Raw genomic sequence first — 9,788 nt, 5'->3', positions numbered from 1 at the left:
GAGGCCGACCAGCAGAATCGCGATGGCCAGGAGCGAGGTCGCAACCGGCCTCAGGATGAACAGGCGGGACGGGTTCACGGGTTATGGCATTCCGGAGCACTCGCAACGGACGCCGGTGCGGGCGTGGCACTCGCCGTGGCGGTGACCGACGTGCCGGAACGGAGCCTGTCCGCTCCCTCGACGACGACCTTCGCACCCGGCGCGATACCCGAGGCGATGACGGCCGTGGTCGTGTCACCCGGGCCGAGCTTGACCGGCACCACGGCAGCGGTCTTGTCGTCGTTGATCACATAGACGAACGGGCCCTGCGCGCCCTGCTGGATCGCAGCAGCCGGCACGAGGATCGCCTGCGGCAACACCTGGACGGGTAGCTTCGCCGTGACGAACTGGTTGGGCAACAGCGCATTGTTGGTATTGGCGAACTCGGCCTCGAACTTCACGGTGCCCGTCGCGGGATCCACCTCGTTGTTCGCCGCGCGCAGGCGCCCGGTGGCAAGCACGTCATCGGGACTGTCGCCATAGGCGTCGACGGGGATGCAGGTGCCACCGTTAAGGCGTTCCAGCACACGCGGCACCACGTTCACCGGCACCGAGAAGATCACCTTGCTCGGCTGCGACTGCGTCACCACCACGATGCCACGGGCATCCGAAGGACCGACCAGGTTGCCCGGATCGACCCGACGCAGACCCACCATGCCCGTGATCGGCGAGGTGATCCGTGCGTTGGCGACCTGCAGGTTGGCGGAGCCGATACGGCCCTGCTCGGACCTCACCTCGGCCTGGTACTGCGCCACCAGCGACTGCTGGTCGGCGAGACGCTGGCGGGAAATGGAATCCTGCGTTGCCAGCACCTGGAAGTGCTTGAGGGTTTCCTGCGCGTTGGCCAGTTTGGCCTGGCTACCCGCGAGATCGCCGTTGGCGAGCTGAAGCTGCGCCTGGGCTGCACGCGGGTCGATCTCGGCCAGCAGGTCACCCTGCTTGACTATCTGGCCGCCGGTGAAGGCGATGCTCTTGAGTACACCGTCCACCTGGCTACGCACCAGGACGCTGTTGGACGGCGTCACGGTACCCGGCTGCGAGCGGTAAACGACGAAGCCGCCCTGGCGCGCGGTGGCAATCACCACCGGCACGCTCTGGTCGGCATCCGACGCGCCCTTCTTCGAACAGGCGACACCGGCGATCGCGACGACGCCGAGGAGTATCGGCCCAAACCGGGAGAACTGCGTGGCCATCAGAGTGCCTTCTCGTAGACGCGGTAACGCTTATAGTCGCGGCCACCGATGGCCTCGATGATGTTACGCATGCCGTCGTTGTCCTCGAGGATCCACGACAGCTCGACCTCTTTCACACCGCGGGCGACGAGGTGATGACGCACTGCGTCGATCACCAGGAAGGCCAGGCCCGGGCCCAGTGGGGTGTTGTGGAAGCTCTTACGTACGCCCATCAGGGGCACGCGGGACGATGTCGGGAACTTCACCTTGAGGCCCCACAGCAACTTCGCCCAGTTGAAGGGCAGCAGCGAGCCGCCGAAATCCTTGATGACCTCGTTGACGTTGGGCAGCGCAACGATGAAAGCCGCCGGCACACCATCGACTTCGGCGATCTGGATCAGCTCGGAAGCGATCAGCACCTTCAGCGTGTGGCCGAGATCCTTGAACTCAGCCTCGGTGAAGGGCACGAAACCCCAGTTGTCCGACCAGGCGTCATTGAAGATGTCGCGCAGCACGGCGAGCTCTTGATCGAACCGCTTGTTGTCCAGCGGACGCACGGTAATGCTCTGCTTGGACCTGCCGAGCAGGCGCTTCATCACCTTCGGTTCGGGGAAGTCCGGCGCCACCACATAGGCCAGCATGTCCTTGGCCTTCTGGTAGCCGGCCTGTTCGATGCGTGCACCGTAATAAGGCTTGGTGTGACCCATCATGAAATAGGGCGAGGTATCGAAGCCGTCCACCAGCAAGCCGACTTCGTCGTTGATCGAAAGGCTGAGCGGGCCGCGGACGCGCTTCATGCCCTCGCTGCGCAGCCAGGCTTCCGCCGCGCCGATCAGGGCGTCGAACGTCTCCTGGTTGTCTTCGGCATCCAGCATGCCAAAAAATCCTGCGTCGTCCGCATGGATCTCCAGGTGCAGGGAATCGATCTGGGCGCTGATCCGGCCCACCGGCTTGTCGCCACGGTACGCGATCCAACCCTTCCAGCGGGCGTGCTCGAACCAGGGATTGGTCTTGGCACCAAGGTGCAGGCGCCGCTCGAGGTTCAGCGGCGGGATCCACGCAGGATCGGAGCCCAGGATGGACCCGGGCAGCTTGATGAAGCGATCCAGGTCCGTCTTGACATCAAGAGGGACGATACGCAGCGAATCCGAAGTGCTCAAAATGGGACTTCCCGTGATCAGGCGAAAATAATGTCCGCGCCGGGCGATACGAATCGTTGCCGTAGCGATAACAGTGCGGCTGACCACATGGGGTCAATACCGGCCCTGATCCAGTACAAGCGTCGAAAACGCTCCAGCACTAATGCGGCCTGCGAATCCTTCGCCCGCGAACGGTCATTTTAGACTTGGGGAGGTCAATTTGATATACCCCGGCTATCAGCGGGCTGAGTATCCGCTTAGCTGGTGAGGGCCTATTGCCGATAAGGCAAACATGCAAGCTTTTTCCTTAAAGACCGTTGCCGGCCCGAAAAGGATCAGGGTGACGCATCGACCGTGTCTTCAATCGCCTACACCACGACATCGGGAGCATCCATCTGAATATAGTGACCGGTGCCCGGGACTGCCTGAGCGGATCCTTGGCTGGAGCGCGCTGCTTCGCCCGCATGGAGCCCAACCAGCATCGTGTACTCCGCATCCGCTTGTGCTTGCGGCTGCCCCTCCCTCTTGGAATCCGGACCGCGGTACAAGACACGAACAGGTTTGTCCCCGTACGCCCCCGGCGTTGCGGCCAACTGCGCAGAGCTCAAGTAGAACGTGTTTTCCTGCTCCCAGACCATGGCGCGCTGCGCACCGTAACTCAGCGACTGGCTTATGAGCTGCGCGTTAATGCGAGGACTGAATTCAGGATCATAGTCGGCGGCACACGACGCATAGAGCGGACGACCCGCGACTAGCGCTCCAGCCTCAGCCGCGGCCACACACCGTTCGGCATCCCGAAAGCTCCGTCGATTCGCACGGTCCCAGTCCGCATAGGTCCGCCCATCGACTCTGTTGTAACCCTCGGCCTGGTGCTCGTTCGTGGGGTCCACCAGCACCAGGCCTGAGACGTCGTCCAGGTGTTCCGCCGCGTAAAGTCGAACGATCATGCCACCCATGGAATGTCCCACCATGACAAAGGGTGGCCGGGCATGTGCTTTGGATAGCAGCGCGTGTAAGTCGTCAACGGCCTGCTGGATGGTTCCCGGCTTATGCGGCGGATCACTGAAACCGAAGCCGGCCCTGTCGTAGGAACATACACGCGTGCGCCTTGAAATCGCCGGCTGAATTCGCGCCCAGGTGGTGAGTCCATCGCCATGCCCAGCCTCGAGCACGACCGTCGGCATACCGCTGCCCGTGCAGTACAGATTGAGYCGGCGCCCTCCATCGACGGCGATAAGTCGAGACGGATGAAGGTAGACGGCATCGTCGACCGGTAGTTGGGTCTTCCCCCCGGCCTGCGCCGCGAAGACAAACAAAAAACCCAAACAGATGAAGCTTTTTTTCACTTTGTAGCTCCAGAGGGGCTTGCATCAATCCGGCCTTCCGTCAGCGACGATCGGGGGTGGGCCTTCCCCGTGGCATCGAACAGCTCCAATTACCCGCCCTTACCCCGTGCAGTCAGCTCCAGCAGGCTATGATCACCCACGGATACATCAGAATCCTTGAGCACTAAGGTTGCCGAACGATCCTCGTCGTGCACGTACATGCCGATGGCGTCGCGCTCCGGGCAATTGAACGCGATAGCGCCACTATCCGGATGCTACCGGTAAGCAAAAGGCTTATGGCAGCGCCCAGCAGGAATACACGCGCGTCGGCCCTGCGCTCCATTCTCCCCGTCAGTCAGCATGATAACGATCCGCCCCGTCTTGCGACTCTGGGCAGACTATCCCTTGCGCATGTCCGCGAAAACACAACTTCTGATTGCGCTCCACCCAGACATTCTGGTTAGATAGCCGCTCGTTTTTCTCATCAAGGAATGCATGATGCATAAGATGATCCTGGCGACCGTCCTGGTTGCAGGCGCCGCGTTTGCCCAGCAGTCGCTCGCTGCACAATGCGACGCCAACTTCACGAACGAAGGCAGCTTTTTCAAGGGCCACACATTCAAGACAACGGCGACCCTGAAGGGCGCACCCAACGATGTGTTCAAGGCCGTCTATCAGCAGGTTGTCAAGGAAGGCTGGACCATATCCCAGGCTGATAAGGAACTCGGAAGCATTACGGCGACCCAGACCGTGTCATACGGAAACGGAAAAACCGCGCCGCTCAACGCCATGGTCGAAAGTGCCGGCAGCGGTAGTAAGGTGTCCTTCGTCTTCCAGCTGAGCGGTGGCACCAGCTCGCCGGAGGAAGCCGTGAAAAAGGGATTCTGCACCCTCCTTTCGACCGCGGGCCCCGAAGCATAATCGGAAAATCTTGCTGTCCGTAATCGCGAATCCCGCCCGTAGGCGGGATTTTTTTTGGAGTATCTTTCGCGGCATACCTCTGAGGACATGCGCGATGCTCCAGCGGAATAAGTATTGGTTCGGTCCGAAACGATTCGGCATCGGTATCAGTCCCAAGACGTGGGAAGGCTGGGTCTGCGTTATCGTTTATTGCCTGGCGATGCTGTTGTTTCGCCGTCTGGCCCATCCAACGCCTGGCGCGCTCGCTGGATTTGGCATTGTCCTCACCATCCTTCTTTTCGCCGTGATGTTTGCGAAGTACGGCTCGCAGAAGTAGGCACGGACGTTAAACGGACCGGCAACAGAGCGCGGAACCTAACCGAAGTCCGGCAGAACGGCTGTTTGATCATAATATACATCGTGGCCAGCGAGTTACGAGAGCCGGTGTACACCCGCGATGGCAAGCTTTCCGCCCAGTTCGAGCACACGGCAGCCGTGACGCGCACCGGCGTGCAGGTGTTGACCCTGCGGCCGGGCGAATCCGCACTATGTCCTGTGGCGATACCTGCTTAGCGAGTGCCTCATCCGTGCCGGTGAACCGGCCCCTGACACAAGCACTCGCCATCTTCATTGGCGTGACCCAGAAGCGCATCGAGCAGATCGCCTGAAGGCGTCCACTGCCCGATCGCCGGATGGATCAGCATGGCCTTGCGCGCCTCGAGACGACGGTCGTTCAACACCGACGCGATCGCCGCACGCTCGTACGCCTTGACCGCGCGCACGAGGCCGTTCACGGCATCAGGCAACGGTGCGATGGGACGCGGCACGATGGAATCCAGCGAGATATCCGAGGCGATCTCGACGATGTCGTCGTCGGGAAGGTCCGGCATCGCACCGCGGTTGCGCGTATTCACCACGATGCGCGCCGGCTTCGCACCGGTCAGGCCACTCATCACGTCGATGGCGATGCGGTGGTAACCGGTCGCCACGCGGAACGGGTCGCCCTGGAGACTCACGCCCTGGTCGAAGGCCGAACCCCCTTCGGCTTCCAGCTTCATGTACGACCCGGAGCGTTGGTTGAGGTAAGCGGCGTAGATATCCACGGCGGCGTCGCCATCGCCGGCGTCGAGGCGCGAGGTCAGTGCCGCCAGCAGGTCATCGTTGAGCCGCTGAATTTCACCGCCACGGCTACCACCCTGCTTGCGCTGGTTGTCCAGAGCACGCTGGCGTTCGTAGTAGAAGAACAGGTATTCGGTCGGGATGAGCCGCAACGTGCGGATCATGTCGAAGTCGAATAGCGGCGCCAGGTAGAGCTTGCGCAACAGCTCGTCGCTGTCGAGCAACCGGTCGATGACCTCCTCGCCGCGCACGCGCACACCGCGCACCCAGCCAAGGTGGTTGAGTCCGACGTAGTCGCACTCGACATCGCTCGCCGGTTCGCCGAGCGCGTGGGCAATGTTGTGGAACAGCTCGGTGGGCGTGTCGCAGATGCCGACAATGCGTGCCTTGCTGTGGTCACTCACCGCCTGCGTGATGAGTCCGGCGGGGTTGGTGAAGTTGACCAGCCAGGCCTGCGGGCTCAAGCGTTCGACCAGCCGCGCCTGCTCGATGGCCACGGGAATGGTGCGCAGCGCCATGGCGACACCGGCCGGACCGGTGGTCTCCTGGCCGGGATAGCCCTGCGCGATGGATGCGCGCTCGTCGGCTGCACGGCCGGCGATGCCGCCGATGCGCACGCTGTTGAGCACGAAATCCGCACCCTCGATCGTGTCCTCCAGCGAGGTAGCGCCACGCAGGCGAAGGTTCCCACCAAAACGGCGAACCACGGCCTTGCCGAGGTCGACCATGATCCGCAGTCGCGCCGGGTCCGGGYCGTACAGCACCATTTCAGCCGCGCCGAGTGCCTCGGCGGCCTCGTTGACGCCAAACACCACCAAGGGCGAGCGGACACCGCCGCCTCCGATCAATGCGATCTTACGATCCGTACGTTTGCTCACGAAGGGTCCTCAATTGGGGGGAATGGGGAAGCGATTGGAGGGCGCCGGCCGCGGTCGTGCACAGCGCGCCGCAGATGCAGCCGCGCTCGACACACCCGTCGATGGACTCGCCATCGAGCAGGCCATCGATGACGCCCGCGTCGAACGCGTCGCCGGCACCGGTGGAATCGAGCGCAACGATACGAGGCGCAGGCACGTGGCGCAGGCCGCGCTCGTCGGCGATCCAGGCGCCGCTGGCGCCCTGTTTCATCACGGCACGGCCGATGCCGGCGCCGATCGACCAGGCTTCGAACGACGAGGGTTCTTCATCGCCGCTCAGCAGTGCGGCTTCCTTCGCATTGGGAAGGAACAGGTCGACGTCGCGAAGGCTCGACCGGTTGGCGGGATCACGCAGCCAGCCGGGGCTGTAGCCCACATCAAGCGATGTCGTGCAGCCGGCCTGGCGCAACAGCGGGAGCAAGGTCCCGGCCAGGTCGCGGGGCAAAGGCATCGCGAAGTGCACGTGGCGTGCGGCGGCAAGGTCGGCAACGATTTCCGGCGATGCAAGCAACTCAGGAAGCGCGCGGTTCACGCCAGGGTACGTAAAGAACGAACGGTCCTCGACCGTGGAGACGCTGACCGTGATGCCGGTGCCGTCGCTACCGATCCGGATGCCCTCCATGCTCACGCCGAACTCGCCAAGGCGGCTTTCGAACCAGTCGAGGTCGGCCTCGCCGATCAAGCCCACCAGGCGTACGCGACGGCCCAGCCGCGACAACGCGCAGGCGGTGTTGATCGCGCCGCCACCGAGCTCGCGCAGGTAGTTCTCGGCGATAACCTCCTCGCCGGGGCCGGGCCATGTGGGAAACCCGCTGAACACGTGGTCGGCAAAGATCTCACCGACCACGGCAACGTCCCACGATTTCAGGGTTGCGGGAATGGCCACGTGCGGGACCTCCGTGCTTGCCACAGGAAAAGAAGGGTGCCGGCGAGCACCGCACCGACGGCGGTGACGATGGACGACGTGCCCGCCGTCGCCACGAGGTAGAGCCAACCGATGACGCTCACGACGATCGGCAACGGATACAGCGGCATACGGAAGACATCCGCGTCGGCGCGGCGCTTGCGCAGCGCGACGACGGCGAAACATTGCGCGATGTACTGGAACAGGATCTGCGTGACCATCAGCGTGGCGATCAGATGTTCCAGCGAGAGAAAACACGCCGCCGCCGAGGTCACGCCGACGAACAACAACGACACCGTGGGGAAGCCTCCACGCGGATGCAGCCGGGCAAACACCGCGAAAAACTGACCATCGGCCGCCGCCGCATAAGGCACGCGCGAATACCCCAGCAGGATCACCAGGGCAGAACCCCAACTGGCGAGCAGGATCAGCAGCACCGCCAGCGTACCGCCCGTGTGTCCGTGGATGGCCTGCATGAAATCCGCGACGACCGCTTTCGAATGTGCCGCCTGCTCCCAGGGCAACACGCCGAGGATGCTGAGGTTGAGACCGAGGTAAAGCACGGCCACCAGCGGAATCGAGACGAGCACCGCCATCGGAATGGTGCGCCGCGGTTGCTTCACTTCGCCGCCCAGCATGCAGACGTTGTTGTAGCCGCCGTAGTCGTAGACCGCGATCAATGCGACCGCACCCAGCCCGAGCCAGAAGCCGTGCGACGAGTCGACATGCGCCTGGAAGAAGTGACTGGCGATGGCCATATCGAAGTGCGTGATCCCGCTGAACACGATCCACGCACAGGCCACGACCACGATCGCTGTCACGAACACGGAAAGCCGCTGGATCTGACCCACCTTGCGATAGAGCACGGCCGTGTTCACCAGGCAGAGCCCCGCTGCGAGCAGCGCCCTCCCCGTCTCGCCCAGCGACGGGATGAGGAAGCCGGCGTACTGGGCGAAGCCGACGGCGGCGCTGCCGATCGACAGCGGTGCGGTGAGCAGCGTCTGCCAGAGGTAGAGGAAGCCGAACAGGCGCCCCGCCTTATCGCGACCGTACGCCTCGCGCAGGTAGTGGTACGGCCCGCCGGATTCGGGGATGGTGGAGCCGAGTTCGGCCCAGACCAGTCCGTCGCACAGGCAAAGCAGTGCGCCGGCGATCCAGCCGAGCAGGACCGAGGGGCCTGCCAGCGCGGAGAGTGCGATGGGAATCGTGACGAACGGACCGATGCCGATCATGTTCAGCACGTTGGCCGAGAGACCACCCCAGAAGCCGATCGCACGCGGGGGCTGGGTAGGCACGCCGGGCTCGCTCACGCTGGCGCGCATCAGGCACTCCTCGAGGCTTGCAGACTGTCGGCGGCGGTAACGACCGCCGAGGTGCGGCGGTGCAGGTCGAGCACAAGCAGTTCATTGTCACCCGCCCGTAGCCACGGGCCGGGACAGAACAGACGCTGCTGCGGACCGATGTTCCAGTAACGACCAAGGAGTTGGCCGTTGATCCAGAGGTAGCCTTTGGACCACTCGGTCATGTCGATGTAGACGTCGCCTGGGGTCTCTACATGCAGGGTCGATTTGAAGAAGATGGCGGGTCTGGGCGATCTGGTTTTCGCCGATGAATCGGCTCCWACCGAGCGCGAACCGGCACTCATCGGCCACGTCTGCTCGGTAGGAGCCGATTCATCGGCGAAACCCCGCAGCCCCCGAATCCAACCATCATCCAGAGGAATCGGYCACGCCTCGACCTCGTGCAGCGGCACGTCATCGATCGACACTGGCCCGATCAGACCTTTGTGCTCCCCGATACGCGGGCCAAAGTTGATGTGCCCGAAGGTGTCGACAAGGACCTCGAGCGTACGTGTCGTGGCACCTGCGGACGCGTCCGGCAGCACCACATCGGGCTTCGAGTTCAGCGCCGGATGTTCCACGCGCGACACCAACCCCACTTCGTGACCATCGACATGGACAACGGCGTAATCGCGCACGTTCTCCAAGCGCAGCACCCGGCCCTTGTCGAACTGTTTCCGGTAAACGACAAGCCCCTGGTCCTGGCCGAACAGAATCTCGTTCGGTCCCGGCGATGGCAGGGTCACCTGCTTGCCAGGCAGGTTGTCCCACAGTGATGCGAATGGTAGCGGCGTCACCGGCGCGAAGGTCGCCGAAGGGGGTGCAGGTGGTAATGCCGGCGGCGTCACGCGCGTGGCATCCGCGATCACACGACGCAGCCGCGCGTACTGATCCGTCGGACGGCCACGCTCGTCGACGGGCGCGCCGTAGTCG

Annotated in this window: 8 protein-coding genes and 2 pseudogenes; 3 read left to right on the top strand and 7 right to left on the bottom strand. The window is 63.4% G+C overall.

Going from position 1 to position 9,788, the window contains the following annotated elements:
• Positions 1 to 74: 74 nt before the first annotated feature.
• From AC1DT2_RS09820 to AC1DT2_RS09810, 3 genes are all read right to left on the bottom strand, one after another.
• A complete protein-coding gene (locus AC1DT2_RS09820; protein WP_477296047.1) occupies positions 75 to 1,232 on the bottom strand; it encodes an efflux RND transporter periplasmic adaptor subunit in 1,158 nt (385 codons plus the stop codon).
• Positions 1,232 to 2,371, bottom strand: a complete 1,140-nt coding sequence (locus AC1DT2_RS09815) for a hypothetical protein (protein WP_213947138.1) — start codon at positions 2,369 to 2,371, stop codon at positions 1,232 to 1,234. The genes AC1DT2_RS09820 and AC1DT2_RS09815 overlap by 1 nt, the downstream gene beginning before the upstream one ends.
• 347 nt (positions 2,372 to 2,718) lie before the next feature.
• A complete protein-coding gene (locus AC1DT2_RS09810; protein ID WP_477296046.1) occupies positions 2,719 to 3,696 on the bottom strand; it encodes an alpha/beta fold hydrolase in 978 nt (325 codons plus the stop codon).
• A gap of 486 nt (positions 3,697 to 4,182) precedes the next feature.
• Here AC1DT2_RS09810 and AC1DT2_RS09805 point away from each other — a divergent pair, with 486 nt between their 5' ends.
• The 3 genes and pseudogenes from AC1DT2_RS09805 to AC1DT2_RS09795 all read left to right on the top strand — a co-directional run.
• On the top strand, positions 4,183 to 4,596 hold the full coding sequence (locus tag AC1DT2_RS09805) for a hypothetical protein (RefSeq protein WP_477296045.1): 414 nt from the start codon (positions 4,183 to 4,185) through the stop codon (positions 4,594 to 4,596).
• A gap of 94 nt (positions 4,597 to 4,690) precedes the next feature.
• Positions 4,691 to 4,912 (top strand): hypothetical protein, encoded by a 222-nt coding sequence (locus AC1DT2_RS09800; RefSeq protein ID WP_063572592.1) that lies wholly within the window; start codon positions 4,691 to 4,693, stop codon positions 4,910 to 4,912.
• Positions 4,913 to 5,016: 104 nt separating this feature from the next.
• A pseudogene (locus tag AC1DT2_RS09795) lies at positions 5,017 to 5,148 on the top strand (type I methionyl aminopeptidase); the annotation flags it as partial.
• Positions 5,149 to 5,156: 8 nt separating this feature from the next.
• On the opposite strand, the gene AC1DT2_RS09790 reads toward AC1DT2_RS09795, so the two are convergent.
• The 4 genes and pseudogenes from AC1DT2_RS09790 to AC1DT2_RS09775 form a co-directional block, all read right to left on the bottom strand.
• Positions 5,157 to 6,572, bottom strand: a complete 1,416-nt coding sequence (locus AC1DT2_RS09790) for a family 4 glycosyl hydrolase (RefSeq protein WP_477296044.1) — start codon at positions 6,570 to 6,572, stop codon at positions 5,157 to 5,159.
• The gene (locus AC1DT2_RS09785; protein WP_477296043.1) at positions 6,550 to 7,497 is read right to left on the bottom strand and encodes a carbohydrate kinase family protein; all 948 of its coding nucleotides are present in this window, start codon (positions 7,495 to 7,497) and stop codon (positions 6,550 to 6,552) included. The genes AC1DT2_RS09790 and AC1DT2_RS09785 overlap by 23 nt, the downstream gene beginning before the upstream one ends.
• Positions 7,476 to 8,837, bottom strand: coding sequence for an APC family permease (locus AC1DT2_RS09780; RefSeq protein ID WP_477296042.1), 1,362 nt, complete (start codon positions 8,835 to 8,837; stop codon positions 7,476 to 7,478). Before AC1DT2_RS09780 ends, AC1DT2_RS09785 begins: the two co-directional genes overlap by 22 nt.
• A pseudogene (locus tag AC1DT2_RS09775) lies at positions 8,837 to 9,788 on the bottom strand (beta-galactosidase); the annotation flags it as partial. The gene AC1DT2_RS09780 and the pseudogene AC1DT2_RS09775, both read right to left, overlap by 1 nt.

This window comes from Luteibacter sp. P4_E6, from assembly GCF_056401535.1.
The sequence above is the reverse complement of the archived record's forward strand: the minus strand, read 5'-3'. Positions and strand labels throughout refer to the sequence as shown.

Coding starts and splice junctions, on each gene's coding strand:
- AC1DT2_RS09800 (WP_063572592.1), top strand. CDS start 4,691: ATGCTCCAGCGGAATAAGTATTGGTTCGGTCCGAAACGATTCGGCATC.
- AC1DT2_RS09780 (WP_477296042.1), bottom strand. CDS start 8,837: ATGCGCGCCAGCGTGAGCGAGCCCGGCGTGCCTACCCAGCCCCCGCGT.
- AC1DT2_RS09820 (WP_477296047.1), bottom strand. CDS start 1,232: ATGGCCACGCAGTTCTCCCGGTTTGGGCCGATACTCCTCGGCGTCGTC.
- AC1DT2_RS09805 (WP_477296045.1), top strand. CDS start 4,183: ATGATCCTGGCGACCGTCCTGGTTGCAGGCGCCGCGTTTGCCCAGCAG.